Consider the following 21,550-nt stretch of genomic DNA (forward strand, 5'->3'; position numbering starts at 1 on the left):
CTCTATTTTTGAAGAAAATGCTGTATTGTTCGCACCGTTTCTATCATGTGTGAAATAACAGCTATTAAATCATCAACATGGTCTTCTGTAATCGCTTTTTGAAATAGAACCTCTACCTTATTATGATATGAAATCGCTTGCTTATTATATTCGTATGAAACTTTCTGCATAATCATTCTTTCTTTTCCCCATATAGAACGCATTAAAGTTTCAATTTCTTCGCATCCTACTTCTGGTTGTTCTAACGGGAATGAAAATGCTAGCTTCATTTCACAACCTGGTGTAAACTGAGGCACTTCTAGTATTTCACCAGACAAGTTCTTTGCATCCACAGATAATGAAAATGTTGCTTCTACTAATGGTTCGAACGGTTCTGTTAATTGAAATGAGATATGATATATACGACTTAATGAGGCAAGGTCCATCATATCTTTTCGATCTGTTACAAGAATATCTCCATGTAGATCAAAATCATACACAGCACCTTCTACGATTACTTTTAAATTGTCAAAAGCAGTTGGATCAAACATAATTTCCTCCAAAAAACAGGCGCCTTTCGATGGAAAGGCGCCACTTGATGTATATATAGTTTACAGATAAACGAGATGAATTACAACCTTTTAGAATAAACCTACTGCTTTTCCATCTTCATTTACATCCATTTGAAGTGCTGCTGGTTGTTTTGGAAGACCTGGCATTGTTAACATTGTACCTGTTAACGCAACGATAAAGCCTGCACCGATAGATGGTTTTAACTCACGAATTGTAACGATAAAGTCAGATGGACGACCTAATTTTGTTGCATCGTCAGAAAGAGAGTATTGTGTTTTCGCCATACAAACTGGTAGGTTACTCCAACCTTCTCCTTCATATTGAGCTAATTGCTTACGTGCTTTCGGAGCAAATTCAATATCTTTTGCGCCATACACTTTTTGAGCAATTGTACGAATTTTTTCTTCTAATGGTAATTCTAATTCATAAAGTGGTGCGTAGTTGTTTTCACCTTTTTCGATTTCTTTTAGTACTTTTTCAGCAAGGTCAACTCCGCCTTGGCCACCCTTCTCCCAAACTTCTGTTAAGGATACTGCATAGCCACGCTCATTACACCACTCTTGTAAGTATGTAACTTCTGCATCTGTATCTGTAATGAATTTATTAATTGCAATTACGAAAGGCACACCAAAGCTTTGAATTGTTTCAACATGCTTCTGTAAGTTTTCCATACCTTTTGCTAATGCATCTACATTTTCTTCTTTTAATTGATCTTTTGCTACGCCACCATGCATTTTAAGCGCACGAATCGTCGCAACAATAACAACTGCTTCTGGTTTAATGCCAGCTGCACGAGCTTTAATATCTAAAAACTTCTCAGCGCCTAAATCAGCACCAAATCCAGCTTCTGTAATAACATAATCACCTAATTTTGCTGCCATTGTCGTAGCGATAACACTGTTACAACCGTGAGCAATATTCGCAAATGGTCCGCCATGAATAATAGCTGGTGTATTTTCTAATGTTTGTACTAAGTTTGGTTTTAATGCGTCTTTTAATAATAGCGTTAACGCACCTTCTACACCTAAATCTTTAACCGTTACAGGTTGATTTGCAAAGTTATAAGCAACTACGATGCGAGATAGACGCGCTTTTAAGTCTTGAATATCTGTTGCAAGGCAGAATACGGCCATAATTTCAGATGCGACTGTAATGTCAAAACCGTCTTCACGTGGTACACCTTGTACAGGTCCACCAAGACCAATTACTACGTTACGAAGGGCACGATCATTTAAGTCAACACAGCGTTTCCAAACAATTTTACGCGTATCAATTCCAAGTGTGTTTCCTTGTTGGATATGATTATCAATAAACGCTGCTAATGCGTTATTGGCAGTTGTGATCGCATGGATATCTCCAGTAAAGTGAAGGTTAATGTCTTCCATTGGTACGACTTGTGAAAAACCGCCACCTGCTGCTCCACCTTTTAATCCCATCGTCGGTCCAAGAGATGGTTCACGAAGTGCAATTACTGTTTTCTTACCAATTTTGTTAAAAGCTTGACCTAAACCAACTGTTACTGTTGATTTACCTTCTCCAGCTGGAGTTGGGTTAATTGCTGTTACTAAAACAACTTTACCGTCTTTCTCATCTTGTAAGCGCTTAAAAATATCAAGAGATAACTTACCTTTATAATGCCCGTATGGCTCTAATTCATCTTCTAAAATATTTAAATCAGCTGCAATTTCTTGAATCTTCTTCATACTCGCTTCTTGTGCGATTTCAATATCGGATTTCACTGTTGTAGTAGTTGTCATATACCCTAGTCCCCCTTTAATTGGTTCTGATGATATTGTATCAGTTTTTTGTATTTTCTGCACTTATTTACCTCTTAAAAATTCTTTCATTTCTTTATACGTTTTTTAACATAAATACCCATAAGAATGTTAACGATTGTTGTAACTCTGTAGGTAGTTGACCTAACATCTTCTCATTTACTCCGCGCTTATATACGCCGATGCCATCTATAACTTTAAAACCTTGTTCTTTCGCTAACTGTTCAAATTCCCAAGGCATCATCGTATTACAAACAACGTCTTTTCCATACAAGCGAGGATAACTGTTCTCTCGTGGCTTTGCTGTCGGTCCTAAAATTGCAATACATGCATATCCATCTTTCTTTAACACACGCTTTATTTCATTTAATGCTCGTAATGGCTCTTCCGTCCATTCTAAAGAATTAATTGCCATAATTGATTCAAATTGCTCATTTTCAAATGGTAATGCAGAAAGATCTCCTTTTATAAAAGATAAATTTGGTCCTTCTCCGCGCTCCTTACCTTTTTGAATCATCACTTCCGATAAATCTACTCCCACTGCTTTATAGCCTGCGCTACTTAATTTATATGTACCGTACCCATCACCACAACCAACATCGAGCACTTGTGCTTCTTTCTTTACGTATTGTTCAAAAAACGGAATAATTGTGCTCCTACTCCCGCTATCCCACATTTCCTGACTATTTTTATTCCAAAACTCCGCACTACTATCCCATTTCTTCTCTGCTGATTCATGCCAATTAAATGTTGTCATACATTCCCCTACCTTCACGTATTATCATTCATTTCATTCTACATCATTTTCCAAAATTCCTGTTTTATCCTGCTTGCAGTAAGACACCTACCTCAAAATTCAATGGATGCGGACCAGTTAATGGGAGAGAACTGCTCATAAAAATACAATTGTTGCTGGCTGATAATCAGTCGTGATGGAAAAAATCCCGCACTTTATCTTCAATAGGAAATGGATATGTTAACGATGGAATACGTATTCTCCATTTTTTGCTTTACTTGGGTTTAACTCATACTCATGCTCTTCTCATTTTGAAAGATACTATAGATACACCCAATTGAAAGAGAGGGATGTACATGCGAAGAAAGAGAAATCATCATTTTAAAAGTGGTGAAAAAAACGAAGAGTATGCTGCTGAAATATCACCAGCTGGCATTCCAATTAGACATAAGCGTAAAGAAATTGCAAATGAGATAGAAGGTACAAATACCGGCGCAATGGTAGGCTATGTCGCTTTATTTCTTTCGTTATTCTCCATTGCTTTTTATCCAGTTACGCTTGGCTCCCTAGCAATTTTAGTTGGCCTATTAGCTGTCAATTTCGGAGCAAGAACACTTGGATATACAGCAATTGGTTTTGGTAGTTTTTCTGTTTTATTTACTTTACTTTATCCGCTTGCTTTGTCAGCGTTTTAAAAAAACACACCAAGTTATACTTGGTGTGTTCATTCATGATACAACATAATATGACCGCATCCACAACAATGTTTCGCTGTAATTTCTTGAAACACTGGATAATTTTCTTCATCTCGATGCTCAATAAATACTTTTTCAAACCGATACATGTTTGGTGCATATGCCCAATCTTGTTTCGTACGTGCATATAATGTTGAGGAAAAAAACTCCTCACCACCGCAAACGATACATGTGTTCTTCATCGCTATCCCTCCTATGCTTGTCTTACTTCATCTATATGAACATAAGCATAAAAAAAAGACCTTCTATTACTAGAAAGTCTTCTCTGAAACAAAAAGAAATGTACCAAACATTCCTACTCCGCTATATTCTTTTGAAACACCAGCTTCTGTTTTAAATGTTTGCTTTACAGTCATAAAGAATACACCATTTCGTGCATCTGTACTTTCAAATTGTAGTTTTTCTTTTTTACCATCTACATTTTGCGTGCATTCAAAACTACTCTCATTACAATTCAACGCATACTTATCCTCTACATACACTTTAAAATCTGATTCTTTCGGACAAGTTATAAGTAATATTGCCACGAGAATAATACTTACAATACCCACAATTGTATAATATTTCTTCATTTGTACTCCTTTCAAATGACAAGAAAACTTGACTTCATGCGCCAAGTTTTCTTAGTCAACAACCCATTGCCACTCTTGTTCTTTCTTATCAAAAATGAGCCAACCTGTTTCTGTTGCTTCCTCTTTCAATTCATCGATATTATCTAGCACCTCATCCGTACTTTCATACGAACCAACTACATATACCGGAATTTCAAGACCTCTTCTTGACTCAATCTTCCCTGCTAGATCTATGTAAAGACCATCTTCCATTAGTGGAATAAGTCCCATAATCAATTCTTTTGAAATTGCTGGGAAAATTTTTGATTTTTGGAAGAAAGAAAAACGTTTCTTACCGAAAGCACCGAGTTTATACGGAATGACTTTACTTAACATTCCTACAAAGTCAGCAATTCTACGATAATACACTTTGTTGTACCATCCGTCATCATGTGAAAAATAAACAAATCTATTTTTCAGTAACGGAAAGAATGTTCTTGCAAGTGGTTCTTTTTTGTGAGCCAAATATAATAATTCTGCAATTTCTTTCGGCTCTAATTCATCTAAATCGCTTGCATCATCAAAATCTACCCAACAAAATTCATCAAATTCATCAATCTCTGCTTGAATTAACTTATGTATATTTTCTTCCTCAACATATTCAAATAAAGTATGATAATGAAAATCCGTCCATTCAAAGTTGTGCTTCAAAAGCAACACTTGATGAAGCGGTGAAGGGATGTTACTCGCAAACTCTTTAAACGTAATTCCTGATGTAATAAAACAATGACCTCGACGATTACCATTAATATATATCATATTCTTTACTTGGTCAGATCCTCCAGACAAAGCACCTAGCCACCTTCGTTTTATATGTTTCAATTCTATAGCATATTTTAACATGAAAAATTTTAGAAACATAGAAAAAACTTCAAAAACTATTTACAATTTCATGTGTTTTATTACATAGTGATTACAAGAAAAAACGCCTGCTCATAAGCAGGCGTTTTTAAAGGATTTCATCAGGGTTTTGAGGATGATGATTTCCCTCTTTCTTTTCTTCTTTTTGGAACATCGATTGAATTTTATCAATTGTTTGTGGAGCTAATTCAATCATTTTTTCTGCTAAATGTGTCGCATTTTGTAAATGAAGAATATTTACTCCATCTTTATTCACCACAAGAAATGCTACTGGTGTAATCGAAACACCACCCGCGCTACCGCCACCAAATGCAGGGTTACCGTTCGCTCTTTGTCCATCATTCGTTTGGAAATCAGAACCTCCTGCTCCAAAACCGAACGCTACTTTAGAAACCGTTAACACCACACCACCGTCAGCCGTTTGAACAGGCTCTCCAACAATCGTATTTACATCAACCATTTCTTTTAAATTTTCCATTGCTGCTTTCATTAACCCTTGAATTGGATGATCCACCGTTCATAACCTCCTTTGTCATATCTTTCCTAGTTTTTCCGAAAGTTTGTGAACTAAACATAAAATTTTATATTGATTTCAAAAAACTTAAGTTGTAATATTTAGAAAAATAAAAAAAGAGGTCGATTCTTTATGATACGAAAATTAACAAAGAAAGATCATGAACAAGTATTCGCTTACCTAAAAGAAGAAGCAGCCATTAACTTGTTTATTATTGGAGATATTGAAGCTTTCGGTTATGACACAGATTTCCAAGAATTATGGGGAGTATTTAAAGAGAATGGGACATTAAAATCAATTCTACTCCGATTCCACGATTCATTTATACCATATAGTAAAGAAGACTTTGTTACCCTTGATTATGAGGTACTTCTTTCCGCATATAAACCGCTTAAACTCTCTGGCAAGTCAACTATTGTAGAAAGGTTTGAAACTTCTCCAAGTCTACAATTAGGCGCCAAAAATGAAATGTATTTTTGCGAATGTCTAAATGACAACAACTTACCTAGCACGCCTATCCAAGAAACAATTAAACTTGCCACACTAGATGATGTAGAGCGAATTATGCAATTGCGAGGTAACATTGCTGAATTTCCAGTTGCTAATGAATCAGAGAAAATATTAAGACAAGCTCTCAAAACAAATACAGGACGCACATATTATATTGAAAAAGACGGTGCTATTATTGCATCCGCCTCTACTTCCGCTGAAAATTCATTATCCGCTATGGTAGTTGGCGTATGTACACATCCGAATTATCGCGGAAGCGGATACGCTTCGCTCATATTACAAAAAATGATTCAAGACTTTACGAATGAAGGCCGAACGCTTTGTTTGTTTTATAACAATCCAGCTGCTGGACGTATTTATAAACGACTAGGGTTTAAAGACATTGGGATGTGGACGATGTATCGATAATAATGCATAATACACGCAGGAGAGGCTGCCTATTATAAGTAGCCTCTTCTTAACTAATATCTATTCACATGTACTCCGCTTGCCGTTACTATATGATATACTACGTATTTACTTGTTAACGCTTGTTAATTTCTATAACATAAAAAAACAATTTAAATCTTTTATCTTTTCAACTAAACCAATTAGGAACGCTTTATCGTTATTCTCTTTTCTTATTTAGATATATTTTTCGACTTGCTACTGAAATTTTCTAATAAATAGGAAATTCCAATACCTACTCCACCAATAATTAGAGCAACAATAGCTGTTAAAACCTTTTTTCCCATTGGCTGTGGAAAGAAGAAGGAAGAAAAAATAGCACTGCGGTAAAAGTACACATTAAAATATGCCCTTGTTTAAACATGCTTGATTGCTCCTTTTTTCTTTTTCAGATAAAACTATAAGCATAACGTTAAAAGAGGCAACCAGTAGGTCACCTCCCAAGTAAAACGATTAATAATACATGTTACATATTTTCAGCTGTTATTCCATACAATCTATCTCTATTTTGCCCTCTTCTTTTTTCGATTTTTAAATATAATCTCTAACGCTACTACTGTGGTGAATCCTACAGTTAGTTGTAAACCTGTAAACAGCAGTTTATCATTTAAAGGAATACCAGGTGCACTCCACAGCAGCACTGGAGGAACAAGTATGCCAATGATTACTATAGTTCTCATTATCTTTCCCATTTTGTTTCCCCTATCGTATTTTTAAAATCAATATGTATTTTTCAATATTTTTACAATTCCACTAATCTCTCACGTAAAATTAATTCACTCTCATTCAAATACCCTCTATGTATTTCCTCTACAATCTTATCATGATTAAAGCATAACACTTTTTCATCGCCTAAATAACCAACCGGATAAAGAACCCCTACGTAATCAAAATCAAGTTTATCTGCTGAAATGACCATTCTTCCAATAATCATAACAGGTTGGTTTAGATCTTTTAGCTGCACAACTGAACCAATCGGGAAAAGCTCCATCGTCATTCTCCGTTCTTTTTTGATATATTCTTCGACTTGTTACTCAAAATTTCTAATAGATAGGAAATTCCAATACCTATTCCACCAATAATCAATGCTGCAATAGCTGTTAAAAACCTTTTTTCCATTGGCTGCGGAAAAAAGAATGAAGAAAAAAATAAAACCACGGTAAAAATATACATCAAAATACGTCCTTGTTTAAACATGTGTGATTACTCCTTTTTTTCAGGTTTCAAGAAAAAACCTCCTCCAAAACCTTCGTATGATGCATAAAAACCTTTCTCTTGACCCATGTGAAGCTTATACCCATAAGTCCCTACTCCCAATTCTAAGCGGATTGTTATATCGTGATCACTGAAATACGGAATAATATCCGGAACATCAATTTTCTCTAAAAGCAATTCATACTTGCGCGAACTATATTCCGCACCTACCTTGGCTGTATACTCATCATAACCTACAATACTACTAAAATCGTGCATTTTTTGAGTTACAGTTATATCTTCCATATAAGGAATATCCGTTCTTACATAAGATGTTTCTTGAGCACGTGCCTCCACTTTTCCACCAATCAAGTTACCACTAGAAGCATCCTCGCGGAGTGTTTCTTTACTATACGGAATATTTAGCTCTACAGAACCAGTACCGAACTTTGTATTTATTTTACTATCCTTACTTAATTCAAACTCACCATTTACTACTGTACCTTCTAATTTCCCTCCAAGTCGATCTCCTTCAGCACCTTCTGCCTTACCTGTAAGATATTCGACTTTATCATTATTTTTATTAAGAATACCAGAAGCCATCGTAATGGCAACATCCATATTATCTACCTGTTCGAATTTATTAGCAGAATCAAGTAGAAACTTCTCAAGCGGCTCTAATATGGTTATAAATTGTGCCATTTTAAATGATGAATCACGGAAATCCGTATTAAATTTCATATAAGTTGAGCCCAACCAATTACTAGAAATCATATCAATATCTCGTTTTAGTCGCTCCTGTGTTGCAGTTGCATTCATGATAGTTGATCTAATAGTCCCTGCCACTTTTCGCAACTGTTCAGGAGTAACTTTTATATTCCCCATAGCCATTCCCCTTTTAAATATCTATATAGGATATTTTACCATAGAAAATTTATTTTACAGAACAATATTTTTTATACTCTTAAAAATCCGAAAACTCCCATTCTCAAGAGAAGCAATTCCTAGTATTCTTTTCCTAGATTATTTGTACACAAAAAAGAGCAACCTGTGCAGGCTACTCTTCCTGAAATCTCTCTTAATGGGGAAAATTATTGTGATAATTCCCCTATTTTATTAGTCTTATTTTTTATTAAGTTTACTATACATCCGTTCGTAAAGTTTATTAGTACCAAGTGCACATACCCCTAAAATAAGAAAACCTATAATAAAGCCAATCTTTTTAGGTAATTCATAAGGAGACATAATAGCGACTACAAGTAATATAGCAATTGCAACATATGTAATATATTTTCCGGCCTTAAATGATTGCATATTAATATGCCCCTCTCTTAATCCTTCAATTTATTAGTATCACCTATCCTATAACCATCTCTAACGTATAATCCCGTTTCTTTTCCTAATTAATAGTGGATTATCCCTATCCTTTTTCAAACTTTATTATTGTTTAAATTTGTTATGTATTCGTCCTACCACTTTATTCGCCCCTAAGGAAATAGCCCCTAAAATTAAAACAAAAATAATAAGAGCCATCTTTTTAAGTAGGCTATATGGCAATAACATAGCAAATATAAGAAGTATCGCAACTGCAACATATGTAATATATTTTCTCACTTTGATTGGATCCATTTCAACTTTCCTCCCTATCTTACTACTCATTATCCGTCCTCTCAAATTTTACAAATCTACACCTTTGGGCTTTACTACTGTTCCCACTTATAAAAGCTTCATTGTCATTCCCTTTTACCTTTTTTATTCCAATAAATCCCATTATATATATAAATCCAATTGCTAATCCGCCAAAAACAAGTACAAAAAGAAATTAAGTATACGATCTTCTAATGACTGTGGAAAAAATAATGAGAGTAATGCAATTATAGGTACTGTTATTAAATATATAGTTCTCATTCGCTTGAAAGGTCGCATTTAGTTACTCCTTTTTCTATTGAATTTCTCCATAAGATTTATAACAAATGTGTTCCATACTAGAGAAAATCCAGTAAATATAAGAACAGCTAGTGAAATAACAATTTTACCTTTCCACATTTATCCATTTATCATAACTAGTGTGATTAATAGTGCTGCAGCCGCACATATTACTATTTGTGTAACTTTGCGCATAGTAATCCTCCCCTTACACATCTTTATCATCAAATTTTTCTCACTTCTTTCATTAAAACTCCTTTCTCAAGTTCCTCCGACTCAATCAAAATTGCCATCAACCCCTTTTCCGTACTTATCTCATGAAATTCGCCCCTCTCCCAAAATACAGCTTTTCCCGCTTCCACCTTTGCTTTTTCTTTATCCGTTCCGCATACATACCCTTCTCCATTAACAATAAGAAGCAGTTGAGATACAACTGCTTCATGATTACCGATGATTCCATTCTCGTGTAAATGCATAGCACCGATATGTACATTTCCTTGATGGTTTACTATTTTCGACATGATGAAATTAGATTGAAATACTGATAAGTGCTTTCCTACTTTTTCACTAAAATCAAAAGTTTTCATTACTAGTCCTCCTTATACGTATAAAACCATCCTTACTGTCTGCATCATATGTCCTTCAAAGTCTTCTTCAAATTGCTCTAATTCAGCAAAACCTTTCGCTTCATAAAAGCGTTTTCCTTTTTCATTTGCAGCTTCTACATGTATGTACAATTTCCGTATCCCATTTAATGCCTTAATCCCTCTTTGTAATAAAGCACTTCCGATCCCTTTTCCTTGCTGATCTGGTAACAAATAAATTGCCCCTAATTCTGCTTCGTTTTGTAGTCTAACAGGTGAAAAGTTCGCAAATCCTATTACTTCACCCTCTTCTTCCGCAACGAATAAATGTGTATTTTTAAGGCGATATTTCATTTTTTCATCAGAATATGCCTCGTCTAAAAAACTATCTTGAATCTCTCTCGGAATAATGCCTTCATATGTATCATGCCAAGCTATTTTCGCTACTGATTGTACAGCCTGAATATCTTCTTGCTTCATTTCTCTAATTACATATGTCATCTCGATGTCTCCATTCTCTTTAAATTATATTCTGCTAATATACTAGAAGAAACGGCAGAACCATTTTCATAATTGACCTTAATTAATTTTAACTTTTCAATCGAAGCTGTTGTAACATCAAAATTCTCATATATATACTCCATCGCACTTAAAAAATGAGTTGAATTCAAATGATTCGCAATCGTACAATGCGGAACCCATTTTCCTGGTACATAATATGAATTTGAATTATCATGAAAAGTTTTGAAATGATCATGATAAAAATGATGAAGTCTCAATAAATCATCGGTAACAGTCGGCGCTAGAAAAACCGTACCGTTAGTAGGAAAAGTTCCAACAGAAGGAAAAGTGACTGCAGACATGTTTTCTTGAATAGCTACAAATTCCTTTAATTTTTCAATATACAAATTAACATCTAACTCATTATAATCCGCAATCGTTATATGAGGTTCTACTCCAGCTAATTGATTTGTTCCAATTACATTTGTTAATTTATTTTGTAATTCTGTAATTTTATTAGTAAACACACGATCAAATGTAGCTATGATAGCGTACAATCTTTCTCACCCCTTCGTTACACATAGCGCTTCCCATTCTTCACGAATCATGCCCATTCGAATAGAATCATAGTATATTCCGTTATAATAACGACACTTTCGCATTCTACCTTCTAAGCTCATTCCTATTTTCTCTGCTACTTTCATCATTCGTTCATTGCCAGACCAAGTCGTGATTCCTACTCTACCAATCTCCATTTTTTCAAATAGCAAATCTCTATATAATGTCAATACTTCCGTACCGTAACCACCATTCCAGTATGTTGGGTCATAAATCACAAGCCCCATCTCTAACCAACGCGACGGTTTATATTCCCAATAAAACCCGACTGTCCCAATGATTTGACCGTTATTTTCTATAATTAAATTTGACAATGGTTCTTCTTTTAAACGAGTTTGCATCTTCTCTTTATAGGAAGAGTATTCTTGCATTGAGAACGGGAAATATGGCGCATCCCATTTCTTCCATTCTGGGCTTTCTTCTTTAAATATGATATTCCATAATGTTTTTATATCTGATTCTTCTATTGTACGAATTGTAACTTTCTTCCCCTTTAATACAACGTTTTGCATAATTCCCTCCTGCATTTCTCTTTATTTCATATATAATTATAATATTTTTTCAGAAAAATCAAAACTAATATCATATATTATATTGTATAATTTTGTTATTAGATACCAATTATTGATTTAGAAAGCTGGTGATTCAGTGAATAATCGATTTAGTATTGCTTTATTTCTCACTATTATTACGACAAATATTATTCTATATTTCTTCTTACCATCAAATATTGTTACGAAATGGGACTTCAATGGAACGCCTACATCAACAATGGATAAAAGCACTTTTGTAATCGTAAATATAATTATATGTTCCTTCTTATTCTTTGTATTTTTAGCTTTATCTAAAGCAGCGAGTAACCAGAAATTTCTCCATTGGATCGGCAACACAATGTTACTATTCTTATTTTTTGTCGATATTGTCATTGCCCTCATCGCTCTTGGCTTTTCACTTCCTCTTGATCATTTCATATTTTTAGCATTAGGGCTTTTATTTATATTAATAGGTTATTTCAGTTCCAAAATTGATACGACTAAATCAACCGTTTCATTAGAATGGAATGATAAGTACCTCGAAAAAAGAGCTTCAAATATTAGTAGTATTTCAATGATGATAGCAGGTATTTTTTTTTCGATACTTCCGTTTATCGTTTCTGCTCCGTATAGAGGTTATGGTATACTAGCGATTTTTTTAGGAATGACGCTTATCATTCTACCGAGTACGATTTATTTACTTATTAAAGACAGCAGGCAGTCCACTAATTTAAAAGGTTAATAGGTAATAAAAAATAGGAGGTTATCCCCTCCTATTTCAGCTCAATATATTATTTCCCTTTTTATTCACCTCAAGCAAAATCCCTTTCTCTATCCAACCCTCTACGCCACCTTTTTTAATTAAATCATATCCTGAACAGCTATCATCAATGAGAGAAACGATATCTCCTTTTCTAACGCTTATTTGCGCACAAGAAATATCAGTTTTCACTGTATATTCACCTGACTCAAGTTGTTTCATATATTCATTTTTTACAGTGAGTAATTTATTTGTTTCCTTTTGCTTACATATTGTGTAATCTTGCATCTTCTCGATAGGCTCTATGTAATAATACGGATATGTCACTCCGCCCTGCATTTCTGAATTCGCATTAAAATCCGCTATTACTTCATACTCTGGAAAATAGTCTACATATGTATAAGAAAACGTATCACTTGTTGGTTTCCTCTGAATAATAAATACATTTAATTGTCCTGCTTCTTTAATTGCATTTCCTCCATCAATTGCAATAATTTTTTTCTCCTTATCAATAACTGGATTGTTAGACGGTGCTTCTTCTGCATAGTTCACGACAGGCCAATGACCAACTATTACATACTTATTTGCTTTATGTGATTTATTAAAAAACTCTGGCATTGCTATCGCATTTTTGCGCTCTGTTTCTTTCCACTCTACTCTATCTTCTAGCCCGGCATGCACAAAAATATAATCTTCTGTTTCAATCGCTGTCGGCAACTCCGTTAGCCAATGTATTTCTTGTGAAAATTCACTTAGCAATGCTTCTCTCACTTCACGAATTGAAGTGCCTTTATGAACTGAAAAATCCAATTGCTCTAGCCATTCATTAAAAATCGAATGCTTTCTCGTACATAAATAATTAATAAGACGAGGATTTTCATTTAGAAGAGCATCAACTAAAACTTCACAATTCCCTTCAACAACGTGAACATTTGAATTGTTCTTTACAAGATTCATAACGTAGTTTACTACGCCTACACTATCTCGTCCTTTCTCACAAAGATCTCCATTAATAATTAAATAATCTTCATCTTTAAAGTTAACTTTATGTAGTGCTTCTTTTAAAAGATTTAATTCTCCATGAATATCAGATATGACGATAACTCTAGCATCATTAGGGATTGATAGTTTCTTTATTTTCTTCAAGTATAAGCGCTCCAATCATTCTCTTTATTAAATTAAAACAATTCGACAAAATACACTATATAACCTTTTCAAATACATATACCATAACTTACAACCTATTTACCGTTCAATAATAACTTAATAAATAAGAAGAAGCTGTTCCCAACTTTTGCGGGACAGCTTCTTCTTATTATTTATAATTCTTTATGAAAAGAATAACTCACTTTATCATACCCTTCTCTTTCATAAAAACGATGAGCATCAATTCTTGGAAATGCTGATGTGAGGACGATAGATTCACATCCGTTTTCCTTTCCCCAGTTCTCTATATACGAAAGTAATACATTTCCATGTCCTTTTGAACGATGTGCGTCTGCTGTTACAAGGTCATATACGAAAACGTGCTTCTTATTATAAAAGTTCGTACAAATCGCTACACCTGCAAGGCTAACAACTTCATCCTCCTCATTACGCAGCGAAAATAGTTTATAATTTTCTTCTTTCATATTTCGAAATAAAGAGCTTGTTTCCTCTTTTGAAAGTTTCGTTCTTAATTGCTGTAAAACAGGTAATACTTCATGTAATTGCTCTTCTGTTACTACTTCTTTAACATTCATTTTTAACTCTCCCCTAACTATTTATATAATTTTCTAAATGTTATATCATTATTATAGAAAGCAACTGCCCTTTACTTAAGTGGCAGTTTAAGAATTTTTTATAAGGCCAGTTTTAAAGGAGAGTTTTATATGGATTTTACTATCCCATTGCAATTACAAAGTAACACACCTATTTACTTGCAAATTTACGAATATATAAAAGCTGAAATTATACAAGGGCGTATTTCTGTTGGCACACGTCTACCCTCACACAGAAATTTAGCATCACAACTTAATATTAGCCGCATTACTGTTGAATCAGCTTATCAACAATTATTAGCTGAAGGTTATGTAGAAAGTAAACCGAAACGTGGTATTTTTGTAGCAAATTTCGATATTGACGTTATCCCAAATAAAAAACGAAATGCAGCAATGAAGACGAGCAATTTAATAGACGAAAAATTCGAATATGATTGTAGCCAAGGGCTTATTGATCAAACTGCTTTTCCGATTACAAATTGGAAACGAGCATTACAAGAATCCATACTTAAATACGAAAATGCACTATTTTCCAAAGAAGATCCTCAAGGTGAATTCGCTCTTCGAGAGCATATATCAACATATTTATATCACTCTCGCGGTGTACATTCTTCACCTGATCAAATTATTATTGGTGCCGGAACGCAGCCACTTCTCTGGCTACTACTTCAACTGCTTGGCCCTACAAAAGAATACGGCATTGAAAACCCTGGATTTCACCGTATACACGCAATCATTAAAAGCTGTGATAGACAAATTCATCCCATACCATTGGATGAAAAAGGAATTGATATTTCTAGCTTATACAATACAAATTCCAATGTCGCATACGTTACACCATCACACCAATTTCCACTCGGGATTATTATGCCTTTATCTAGAAGATTAGAATTGTTAAAGTGGGCTAATGATTGCAATGGATACATTATTGAAGATGACTATGACGGAGAGTTTCGCTACGCTGGTAAGCCGATTCCTTCTTTACAAAGTCTTGATTCAAATGAACGCGTTATTTATATGGGGACTTTCTCAAAATCTTTTTTACCTTCTTTACGAATGGGATATGTTGTTTTACCACCACATCTTTTAAAAACATATCAAGAACTGCATGGAATTTTTAAACAAACAGTCGCTACAATACAACAACTTGCTTTTGCTAACTTTATACAAAGCGGGAATTGGGAACGTCATCTTAACCGGAGTCGTACACTATATAAAAGAAAACATCATGCGTTAGTAAAATCCATTATGAAAGAAATGGGGGCTAATGTTCAAATTCTTGGCGAACAGTCCGGACTTCATATTGTTTTATGTGTCCATAACAGTATGAATGAAAACGAACTGATTGAATCCGCTAAAAAACAAAGCGTTAAATTATACCCGCTTTCTCCATATGATTTCGTGAATGATTTCCGTAAGGAATCATACGTATTACTCGGATTTGGTAGCATTCCAGAAAATAAAATTGAAACGTTGACTATATTATTGAAAAACGCTTGGTTCCCTAGTTGCAAGGAAATTTGTTAACAGTGGGTTTAACTTGTAACATACTAACAATTCAACAAAATAAAAAAAGAAGGCTGTTCCAAAATAACTTTTTGGACAGCCTTCTTCTAGTTATTCACCCGACCTAGCTTTCCTTCCCGGACGTTTCACACCAGTCGTTTCTGTTGAATAGGAAGCTTCAATTATAGCGGTTGGATCTACAGAGAGAACGAGATCTTTCATTTTCGGATAAATGAATCGGTTTGTAATACAATAAATGATTCTCTTATGCTCCCCTAAAAAACCACCTTCTCCATGTAGATACGTAACAGATAGTTGCAATTCTTTCATAAGTAAATCGCCTATTTCTTTATTCTTACCAGAAATAATCATAACGCTCTTACCTTGATTAATCCCATCTAATATAAAATCAATCATCTTCGTAACAATATAGAAAATTGCTAATGAGAACATCGCTTGTTCGATTGAAAATAAAATGGCAACAAAGATGAAAATAACTGCATTTACTGCAAGTAAAAATGTACTAATCGGTACATTAAAGTGTTTATTCATCCAAACTGCTAACATTTCCGAACCGTCAATTGCTCCACCCATTTTAACAACAATTCCAACACCAATTCCGAACAGCACTCCACCATAAAGTACAATTAATAACTCAGAAGTCGTAATTGCTGGAAATGGTTTTAAATAAATTAATCCGAGTGTTGTAACTACATTCGCATAAGATGTACGGATAAAAAATTTCTTTCCCATTACTTTTGCAGTAAATAATAAAATTGGGATATTAATTCCTAAGAAAACGCCATAAAGTGGCAATCCTGCAACTTTATTTGCCATAATAGCAATAGCCGTTACCCCGCCATCTACTAATCCATTAGGTGCTAAAATAAGCTCTAATGAACCTGCTACTATAATTGAGCCAATTGTTAATAATACGTATTCAAATACTTTCTTCATTCATTACCCCCAAAACTTATATATTTTCTTAGTATTATTTTAACGTAATTTTACTACTAATTCAAAGGTATCGATTTATATACATAAAAGTTTCACCTTTATCGCTATTTTTATGTAACACATGTAACGCGTAATACTAGAAACACACTTACAAATTAAAAGTAAGTGTGTTTTTAACATCTATTTAATCTTTACGTACGGCTTCATTTTTAATTCAAGTATTTCCTCAACTGCCCTTTGATATCCACCAGCATTTCTAAGCGACTCTCCCACTTTACGACTATTTCCCTTAAACGTCACATCATCCATTACTTTCATTACAGTCTCACGTAACAATTCAGAAGTTAACTCGTTACGATTAAGTCTTATGCCTGCCCCTACTTCAGTCAATCGTTTTGCAACGAATGGCTGATCTCCTGTTACCGGAATTACAACTAATGGAACACCGTAATATAACGCTTCACTCGAACTATTCATACCACCATGTGTCACGAATACATCAGCATGCTGTAAAACTTCTAATTGCGGGACATAATTATACAACTTAAAGTTTTTCGGGATATTTTCAAATTGACTTATATTTATCTTCTTACCAACGACTAATACGACTGTCGCATCTACATCTTTAAACGCTTCAAAACACTTTTCATACAGATCAGGTTGTTCATTAAAAACTGTTCCCATAGAAATGAAAATTACTTTTTCATTTTTTAAATCTTCAGTAGGAAAACTCGCCACTTCTTTTCGAGTAGCAATTGATGGACCGACAAATTTATACGATTCCTCAAATACATCTGAACGCGGCTGATATTCTTTTGAAGTATATACAATCGTAATATCACCAGGATGGTTCATAATATCATACATACTATTACATTTCATTCCATACTGCTTATTCCATCTTTCCATTCCCGCTAAACAAGATTGATATAATGGATTCATTTCATCTACTTGTCTCGATTCCTGCCCATCATGAAAATTAATGTACTGATTAACAGCAAACGTTGTACAAGATGAAACGCTTGGTAATTGTAAAATATTCGCTATAATACGTCCTACTGGAAAATGATTATCATATATTAAATAATCGTATTTTTCCTCTTTTGTTTCTTCTACAATTTGAGTAACAATACGCTCTGATGCTTCAATCATATGAGATAGCATCGTCAAAGGGCTCCCGCCTTCATTTACTCGTTCCATAATATTAATTTGAGAGAGAAAATTCTCAAACACTCGGAATTCCGCACCTGTTGCTTCAATCTTCTTTCTATAATCTTCAATACAATACGAAACAACTGTTTCTCCTCGCTGGATTAACTCACTTACAATAGCTAAAGTCGGATTAATATGACCTTCCCCAGGGAAATTTATTACGAGTACATTTGCCATAATATTCTCTCCTATCCAGTTAATATAATAAAGTTAACAATTAATTATATTAATTAATTTAAGTCTATTATAAATGAATGCATTCTACTTCTTCATGCTTTTCTCTTCATTTTATTATTGAGAAATATTTTCTATAGTCTACATTATTGTGATTCACAATTTTATAAAGTAAAACTTTAATCAATAGGGGTTTTGTTCATCCCTCACTGATTATCAGCCCTCACCAATCGAGATTTTACGGACATCCCGCTCCCCCTAACTTCTTTGCTTTCACTGAATTTTGAGGTGGGGGTCTTACTGCACAGCGAATAGCGCGATAAATGAATGCTTAATTCTACTTTTACTCTTCATAGCTTTAAAGATACAAGCTTTACATTCAAATATTATCACTTTTATTTTTTGACAATTCATACAAAAATGGAGAAATATAATATTTTTAATGAGTTTTGACTATAAATATAACTATGATTTCAATCCTTTTATCTTTATCCCCATAACACATCATCTGTTATATAATAAATTTATAGAATTTACAGAAAAAGGAGCCTTTTCATGTTACAACAACTATTCAATTCCCTTATTCTATCCGTTCAAGCCTTGCACCCAGGTTATGAAGATCATGCAAGCGATGTTTTTCTCGTCCGAACAGAAGATAAAGAAGTTATCGTTCGTGCTTCTAAAATGTATGAAGAACCAAATAATGATTTTTGGTGGGGATGTAAAAATCTATTTGGAATTGATCCGAGGAATGTACATCATTTAGAAACGGTACATACATTGCTACAAGAACATACTAATCTTCCTATCCCAACAATATTAGAAAAACATATTTTAAATGACCGAGAATTCGTTGTTGCCGAAAAATTAGTAGGTAACACAGTTCAATCTTTTATCGAGCAACCAGATTCTATTTTATTCAGCCTAGGAAAAGGACTTGCAGAAATACATAAGTTTAAAGCCGATTTCATAGGAAATCCGTCAGGCACGTTCCAAATTCCACTAGATGAATTCCAATCACATATTTTAAACGTGAGTAAAGAGCTTATGAATATGTTTTATTCCGATGATGAAAGCATACAAAATGCATTTCCTACCTTTGAATCACAGCTTTCTTCCCTGTCCGTACCAAAAGAAGCTACACTCGTCTTACTTGATATGGACCCTACCCAATTTTTATATGACGGTACAACTATTACGGGTTTAGTAGATACTGAAGCTTACGCGGTTGCCCCGCGAGAGTTTGATTTTATCGGACTAGAATATGTACTTACCGAAAAAGAAGCACATGCCTTTAAAAGTGGTTACGAAACAATTATGCCTATTCCTCATCTTGAAGAATGTAGACAACCATATCGTTATTTATACCGACTGTTATCTGTGCAAGGTAGTGTGGAATTAAAGGAATGGTTAAGTCACCCATCCTATTTTTAAATACAAATGAGAGGGAGTATACAATGGATATTCAGAAAAAGCGTTCTGTAACAGAAAGTGAAATACAGCAAATGAAGGATTTAGCTTATATTTGCGGACAACAAGACAACCTTGATTACTCTTCAGATTTACATATCAACTTTTTAAAAAATCGAAATGAAGATTATATAAACGATTTTCTTCTTTATAACGGCACTCAATTAATTGGCGCTTTAAATATGTATGATTTCGAAAGACCAACAAAGCTTGAACTAATAGGCTTTGTACATCCTCATTTTAGAAAACAACGTTTCGGAACTATCCTTTTACAAACTGCAATGAAAGAAATACAAAATAGAGAGACAGATGAAGCTCTTCTTATTATTAATGGGGATTCTATTTCTGGGAATGAATTTGTAAAACATATGAAGTTACCATATTTATATAGTGAATATAGTATGGAGTTCAAAACAAACGAAATTCAAAAAACAACAGATAATAATATACAGCTTACTCTTGCAACTTCAGAATCACTTCTTGATCTTATTGAAATTTCTAGTAAAGCTTTTGGTGATTCAGTAGAAAATACGGCTACATGGTTACAAAAAATGATGACTTCACCTTCTCATAAAGTTTACAGTGCTCTTATTAACGAAAAAGCTATTGGAACAATTACAGTTACTGAGCAAGATCATTCTACTATATTATCAGGATTCGCTGTCCACCCTTCCTATCAAGGTAAAGGATATGGAAAAGATATTCTTAGTTATATGGTACATACCCTTATTACAGAAGGAGCTTCAACAATTGAATTAGACGTCGAAACGAAAAATAACCATGCTTTAAAACTATATACACAATGTGGTTTTAAAATTAAAACGAAGCATGACTATTATAATTTAATGGATAGCACTGAGAATATTTATGTCTAAAAAACTTATTTATTCTGATTATGATATTTTCGCATCTATTTATAATAAACATTGGGGACATTTTGCCGAACACTCCTATCTAGCTTTTGAAAAACTCGTTTTACAATATGCACAACCACGTTCTCATATTTTAGACCTTTGTTGTGGGACTGGTCATCTTACTAGGAAACTACTTGATAATAATTTTGTAGTAACTGGTATAGATGGTTCTACTCAAATGATTGAGTATGCACGTAAAAATGCGCCAGATGCAACCTTTATCGTCGATGACGCTCGCTATTTCAATATAAATGAGCAATTCCACTACGTCATCTCTGCCAGTGATAGTTTAAACCATATTATGAATTTAGATGAACTAAAAAGTGTGTTTCACAACGTTTACTCCGTATTACATAACGAGGGTATATTCGCATTTGATATGAATATGGAAAAAGGTTTTCTTGAAAACTGGAGTGCTTCGTTTCATATTTCAGAGAAAGAATATGTTTGTACGATTGATTCTACATATAATAATGAAAATAAAAAAGCAGAAATGAACTTTATACTATTTCAACATGACATAGATAATAATTGGACAAGAAGTGACTTTTCTTTTGAAGAAGCTTGTTATTCCAATGAAGAAATAATTTCTTCATTGGAATCCATAGGTTTTAAGAACATTCAATTCCACGGTACAAATAGAGCATTTTTCACTTGCCAAAAATAAAAAAACTGAATCA

Annotated in this window: 28 protein-coding genes and 3 pseudogenes; 7 read left to right on the plus strand and 24 right to left on the minus strand. The window is 33.9% G+C overall.

All coding sequences use genetic code 11. The features are described from left to right. Positions 1-2: 2 nt before the first annotated feature. The 3 genes from MR170_RS12085 to MR170_RS12095 all read right to left on the minus strand — a co-directional run bounded on the left by MR170_RS12085 (position 3) and on the right by MR170_RS12095 (position 3,084). Positions 3-530, minus strand: a complete 528-nt coding sequence (locus MR170_RS12085) for a hypothetical protein (RefSeq protein WP_000460216.1) — start codon at positions 528-530, stop codon at positions 3-5. Between the two features lie 90 nt (positions 531-620). Further along, positions 621-2,309, minus strand: coding sequence for a formate--tetrahydrofolate ligase (locus MR170_RS12090; protein ID WP_014482011.1), 1,689 nt, complete (start codon positions 2,307-2,309; stop codon positions 621-623). Between the two features lie 94 nt (positions 2,310-2,403). Beyond that, a complete protein-coding gene (locus MR170_RS12095) occupies positions 2,404-3,084 on the minus strand; it encodes a class I SAM-dependent methyltransferase (protein WP_000206577.1) in 681 nt (226 codons plus the stop codon). A 335-nt stretch (positions 3,085-3,419) separates the two neighbouring features. Here MR170_RS12095 and MR170_RS12100 point away from each other — a divergent pair, with 335 nt between their 5' ends. Further along, a complete protein-coding gene (locus tag MR170_RS12100; RefSeq protein WP_001253201.1) occupies positions 3,420-3,758 on the plus strand; it encodes a hypothetical protein in 339 nt (112 codons plus the stop codon). A gap of 29 nt (positions 3,759-3,787) precedes the next feature. Here MR170_RS12100 and MR170_RS12105 read toward each other — a convergent pair whose 3' ends face one another. The 4 genes from MR170_RS12105 to ytfJ form a co-directional block, all read right to left on the minus strand. After that, positions 3,788-4,000, minus strand: coding sequence for a hypothetical protein (locus MR170_RS12105; RefSeq protein WP_000798747.1), 213 nt, complete (start codon positions 3,998-4,000; stop codon positions 3,788-3,790). 69 nt (positions 4,001-4,069) lie between these two features. Further along, positions 4,070-4,390 carry a hypothetical protein gene (locus MR170_RS12110; protein ID WP_000761184.1) on the minus strand — a complete coding sequence of 107 codons (321 nt, stop codon included), beginning with the start codon at positions 4,388-4,390 and terminating at the stop codon, positions 4,070-4,072. Between the two features lie 51 nt (positions 4,391-4,441). Continuing rightward, the gene (locus MR170_RS12115) at positions 4,442-5,218 is read right to left on the minus strand and encodes an oxalate:formate antiporter (RefSeq protein ID WP_000014087.1); all 777 of its coding nucleotides are present in this window, start codon (positions 5,216-5,218) and stop codon (positions 4,442-4,444) included. Between the two features lie 160 nt (positions 5,219-5,378). Further along, positions 5,379-5,804: a GerW family sporulation protein gene (gene ytfJ / locus MR170_RS12120; RefSeq protein ID WP_000349991.1), complete on the minus strand. Its 426-nt coding sequence runs from the start codon at positions 5,802-5,804 to the stop codon at positions 5,379-5,381. 132 nt (positions 5,805-5,936) lie between these two features. On the opposite strand from ytfJ, the gene MR170_RS12125 reads away from it, so the two are divergent. After that, on the plus strand, positions 5,937-6,722 hold the full coding sequence (locus tag MR170_RS12125) for a GNAT family N-acetyltransferase (RefSeq protein ID WP_242308328.1): 786 nt from the start codon (positions 5,937-5,939) through the stop codon (positions 6,720-6,722). Positions 6,723-6,934: 212 nt separating this feature from the next. Here the strand turns inward: MR170_RS12125 and MR170_RS32470 are convergent. From MR170_RS32470 to MR170_RS12180, 13 genes and pseudogenes are all read right to left on the minus strand, one after another. Continuing rightward, positions 6,935-7,125, minus strand: a pseudogene (locus tag MR170_RS32470) (hypothetical protein). Between the two features lie 139 nt (positions 7,126-7,264). Next, a complete protein-coding gene (locus tag MR170_RS12130; RefSeq protein WP_000516417.1) occupies positions 7,265-7,453 on the minus strand; it encodes a hypothetical protein in 189 nt (62 codons plus the stop codon). 50 nt (positions 7,454-7,503) lie between these two features. Then, positions 7,504-7,752, minus strand: a complete 249-nt coding sequence (locus MR170_RS12135) for a DUF4176 domain-containing protein (protein WP_242308329.1) — start codon at positions 7,750-7,752, stop codon at positions 7,504-7,506. Between the two features lie 2 nt (positions 7,753-7,754). Then, on the minus strand, positions 7,755-7,958 hold the full coding sequence (locus MR170_RS12140) for a hypothetical protein (protein ID WP_088021999.1): 204 nt from the start codon (positions 7,956-7,958) through the stop codon (positions 7,755-7,757). Positions 7,959-7,964: 6 nt separating this feature from the next. Then, complete coding sequence (locus tag MR170_RS12145) at positions 7,965-8,840, minus strand: WXG100 family type VII secretion target (protein WP_095691026.1); 876 nt, start codon at positions 8,838-8,840, stop codon at positions 7,965-7,967. 237 nt (positions 8,841-9,077) lie between these two features. After that, on the minus strand, positions 9,078-9,269 hold the full coding sequence (locus MR170_RS12150) for a hypothetical protein (protein WP_095691027.1): 192 nt from the start codon (positions 9,267-9,269) through the stop codon (positions 9,078-9,080). A gap of 126 nt (positions 9,270-9,395) precedes the next feature. Further along, positions 9,396-9,584, minus strand: a complete 189-nt coding sequence (locus MR170_RS12155) for a hypothetical protein (RefSeq protein ID WP_095691570.1) — start codon at positions 9,582-9,584, stop codon at positions 9,396-9,398. A 112-nt stretch (positions 9,585-9,696) separates the two neighbouring features. Next, a pseudogene (locus MR170_RS32700) lies at positions 9,697-9,881 on the minus strand (hypothetical protein); the annotation flags it as partial. Beyond that, positions 9,882-10,076, minus strand: a pseudogene (locus MR170_RS12160) (hypothetical protein). A gap of 29 nt (positions 10,077-10,105) precedes the next feature. Further along, the gene (locus MR170_RS12165) at positions 10,106-10,468 is read right to left on the minus strand and encodes a cupin (RefSeq protein ID WP_242308330.1); all 363 of its coding nucleotides are present in this window, start codon (positions 10,466-10,468) and stop codon (positions 10,106-10,108) included. A gap of 12 nt (positions 10,469-10,480) precedes the next feature. Further along, positions 10,481-10,966: a GNAT family N-acetyltransferase gene (locus MR170_RS12170; protein ID WP_000222835.1), complete on the minus strand. Its 486-nt coding sequence runs from the start codon at positions 10,964-10,966 to the stop codon at positions 10,481-10,483. Next, on the minus strand, positions 10,963-11,523 hold the full coding sequence (locus tag MR170_RS12175) for a 2'-5' RNA ligase family protein (RefSeq protein WP_000270897.1): 561 nt from the start codon (positions 11,521-11,523) through the stop codon (positions 10,963-10,965). The genes MR170_RS12170 and MR170_RS12175 overlap by 4 nt, the downstream gene beginning before the upstream one ends. 6 nt (positions 11,524-11,529) lie before the next feature. Continuing rightward, on the minus strand, positions 11,530-12,096 hold the full coding sequence (locus tag MR170_RS12180) for a GNAT family N-acetyltransferase (protein ID WP_242308331.1): 567 nt from the start codon (positions 12,094-12,096) through the stop codon (positions 11,530-11,532). Positions 12,097-12,232: 136 nt separating this feature from the next. Between MR170_RS12180 and MR170_RS12185 the strand changes: the two genes are divergently transcribed. After that, positions 12,233-12,859, plus strand: coding sequence for a DUF1648 domain-containing protein (locus MR170_RS12185; RefSeq protein WP_242308332.1), 627 nt, complete (start codon positions 12,233-12,235; stop codon positions 12,857-12,859). 36 nt (positions 12,860-12,895) lie between these two features. Here MR170_RS12185 and MR170_RS12190 read toward each other — a convergent pair whose 3' ends face one another. Then, positions 12,896-14,023, minus strand: coding sequence for a metallophosphoesterase (locus tag MR170_RS12190; RefSeq protein WP_242308333.1), 1,128 nt, complete (start codon positions 14,021-14,023; stop codon positions 12,896-12,898). Positions 14,024-14,196: 173 nt separating this feature from the next. Then, positions 14,197-14,619 carry a GNAT family N-acetyltransferase gene (locus tag MR170_RS12195; RefSeq protein WP_016081922.1) on the minus strand — a complete coding sequence of 141 codons (423 nt, stop codon included), beginning with the start codon at positions 14,617-14,619 and terminating at the stop codon, positions 14,197-14,199. A 129-nt stretch (positions 14,620-14,748) separates the two neighbouring features. Here MR170_RS12195 and pdxR point away from each other — a divergent pair, with 129 nt between their 5' ends. Continuing rightward, positions 14,749-16,164 carry a MocR-like pyridoxine biosynthesis transcription factor PdxR gene (pdxR, locus tag MR170_RS12200; protein ID WP_242308334.1) on the plus strand — a complete coding sequence of 472 codons (1,416 nt, stop codon included), beginning with the start codon at positions 14,749-14,751 and terminating at the stop codon, positions 16,162-16,164. 90 nt (positions 16,165-16,254) lie between these two features. Here pdxR and MR170_RS12205 read toward each other — a convergent pair whose 3' ends face one another. Beyond that, positions 16,255-17,100, minus strand: coding sequence for a YitT family protein (locus MR170_RS12205; RefSeq protein WP_000755126.1), 846 nt, complete (start codon positions 17,098-17,100; stop codon positions 16,255-16,257). A gap of 180 nt (positions 17,101-17,280) precedes the next feature. Continuing rightward, complete coding sequence (locus tag MR170_RS12210; RefSeq protein ID WP_016081924.1) at positions 17,281-18,489, minus strand: macrolide family glycosyltransferase; 1,209 nt, start codon at positions 18,487-18,489, stop codon at positions 17,281-17,283. Positions 18,490-19,041: 552 nt separating this feature from the next. Here MR170_RS12210 and MR170_RS12215 point away from each other — a divergent pair. From MR170_RS12215 to MR170_RS12225, 3 genes are read left to right on the plus strand one after another with little or no spacing between them, the layout of a single operon-like run. Then, positions 19,042-19,920, plus strand: a complete 879-nt coding sequence (locus tag MR170_RS12215; RefSeq protein WP_050843353.1) for a protein kinase family protein — start codon at positions 19,042-19,044, stop codon at positions 19,918-19,920. Positions 19,921-19,943: 23 nt separating this feature from the next. After that, positions 19,944-20,831 (plus strand): GNAT family N-acetyltransferase, encoded by an 888-nt coding sequence (locus tag MR170_RS12220; RefSeq protein WP_242308335.1) that lies wholly within the window; start codon positions 19,944-19,946, stop codon positions 20,829-20,831. Further along, a complete protein-coding gene (locus MR170_RS12225) occupies positions 20,824-21,537 on the plus strand; it encodes a class I SAM-dependent methyltransferase (protein ID WP_048565047.1) in 714 nt (237 codons plus the stop codon). Before MR170_RS12220 ends, MR170_RS12225 begins: the two co-directional genes overlap by 8 nt. The last annotated feature ends 13 nt before the right edge of the window (positions 21,538-21,550 follow it).

Origin of the sequence: Bacillus cereus group sp. BfR-BA-01524, assembly GCF_022662595.1 — a bacterium.
Taxonomy (GTDB): Bacteria; Bacillota; Bacilli; order Bacillales; family Bacillaceae_G; genus Bacillus_A; species Bacillus_A thuringiensis_S.

What these genes read in the sequence shown, in the direction of transcription:
- MR170_RS12090 (WP_014482011.1), bottom strand. Translation starts at nt 2,309, where the DNA reads ATGACAACTACTACAACAGTGAAATCCGATATTGAAATCGCACAAGAA.
- MR170_RS12125 (WP_242308328.1), top strand. Translation starts at nt 5,937, where the DNA reads ATGATACGAAAATTAACAAAGAAAGATCATGAACAAGTATTCGCTTAC.
- MR170_RS12140 (WP_088021999.1), bottom strand. Translation starts at nt 7,958, where the DNA reads ATGTTTAAACAAGGACGTATTTTGATGTATATTTTTACCGTGGTTTTA.
- MR170_RS12215 (WP_050843353.1), top strand. Translation starts at nt 19,042, where the DNA reads ATGTTACAACAACTATTCAATTCCCTTATTCTATCCGTTCAAGCCTTG.
- MR170_RS12195 (WP_016081922.1), bottom strand. Translation starts at nt 14,619, where the DNA reads ATGAATGTTAAAGAAGTAGTAACAGAAGAGCAATTACATGAAGTATTA.
- pdxR (WP_242308334.1), top strand. Translation starts at nt 14,749, where the DNA reads ATGGATTTTACTATCCCATTGCAATTACAAAGTAACACACCTATTTAC.
- MR170_RS12225 (WP_048565047.1), top strand. Translation starts at nt 20,824, where the DNA reads ATGTCTAAAAAACTTATTTATTCTGATTATGATATTTTCGCATCTATT.
- MR170_RS12130 (WP_000516417.1), bottom strand. Translation starts at nt 7,453, where the DNA reads ATGGGAAAGATAATGAGAACTATAGTAATCATTGGCATACTTGTTCCT.
- MR170_RS12155 (WP_095691570.1), bottom strand. Translation starts at nt 9,584, where the DNA reads ATGGATCCAATCAAAGTGAGAAAATATATTACATATGTTGCAGTTGCG.
- MR170_RS12165 (WP_242308330.1), bottom strand. Translation starts at nt 10,468, where the DNA reads ATGAAAACTTTTGATTTTAGTGAAAAAGTAGGAAAGCACTTATCAGTA.
- MR170_RS12100 (WP_001253201.1), top strand. Translation starts at nt 3,420, where the DNA reads ATGCGAAGAAAGAGAAATCATCATTTTAAAAGTGGTGAAAAAAACGAA.
- MR170_RS12145 (WP_095691026.1), bottom strand. Translation starts at nt 8,840, where the DNA reads ATGGGGAATATAAAAGTTACTCCTGAACAGTTGCGAAAAGTGGCAGGG.
- MR170_RS12210 (WP_016081924.1), bottom strand. Translation starts at nt 18,489, where the DNA reads ATGGCAAATGTACTCGTAATAAATTTCCCTGGGGAAGGTCATATTAAT.
- MR170_RS12220 (WP_242308335.1), top strand. Translation starts at nt 19,944, where the DNA reads ATGGATATTCAGAAAAAGCGTTCTGTAACAGAAAGTGAAATACAGCAA.
- MR170_RS12095 (WP_000206577.1), bottom strand. Translation starts at nt 3,084, where the DNA reads ATGACAACATTTAATTGGCATGAATCAGCAGAGAAGAAATGGGATAGT.
- MR170_RS12180 (WP_242308331.1), bottom strand. Translation starts at nt 12,096, where the DNA reads ATGCAAAACGTTGTATTAAAGGGGAAGAAAGTTACAATTCGTACAATA.
- MR170_RS12205 (WP_000755126.1), bottom strand. Translation starts at nt 17,100, where the DNA reads ATGAAGAAAGTATTTGAATACGTATTATTAACAATTGGCTCAATTATA.
- MR170_RS12085 (WP_000460216.1), bottom strand. Translation starts at nt 530, where the DNA reads ATGTTTGATCCAACTGCTTTTGACAATTTAAAAGTAATCGTAGAAGGT.
- MR170_RS12170 (WP_000222835.1), bottom strand. Translation starts at nt 10,966, where the DNA reads ATGACATATGTAATTAGAGAAATGAAGCAAGAAGATATTCAGGCTGTA.
- MR170_RS12105 (WP_000798747.1), bottom strand. Translation starts at nt 4,000, where the DNA reads ATGAAGAACACATGTATCGTTTGCGGTGGTGAGGAGTTTTTTTCCTCA.
- MR170_RS12135 (WP_242308329.1), bottom strand. Translation starts at nt 7,752, where the DNA reads ATGGAGCTTTTCCCGATTGGTTCAGTTGTGCAGCTAAAAGATCTAAAC.
- MR170_RS12110 (WP_000761184.1), bottom strand. Translation starts at nt 4,390, where the DNA reads ATGAAGAAATATTATACAATTGTGGGTATTGTAAGTATTATTCTCGTG.
- MR170_RS12150 (WP_095691027.1), bottom strand. Translation starts at nt 9,269, where the DNA reads ATGCAATCATTTAAGGCCGGAAAATATATTACATATGTTGCAATTGCT.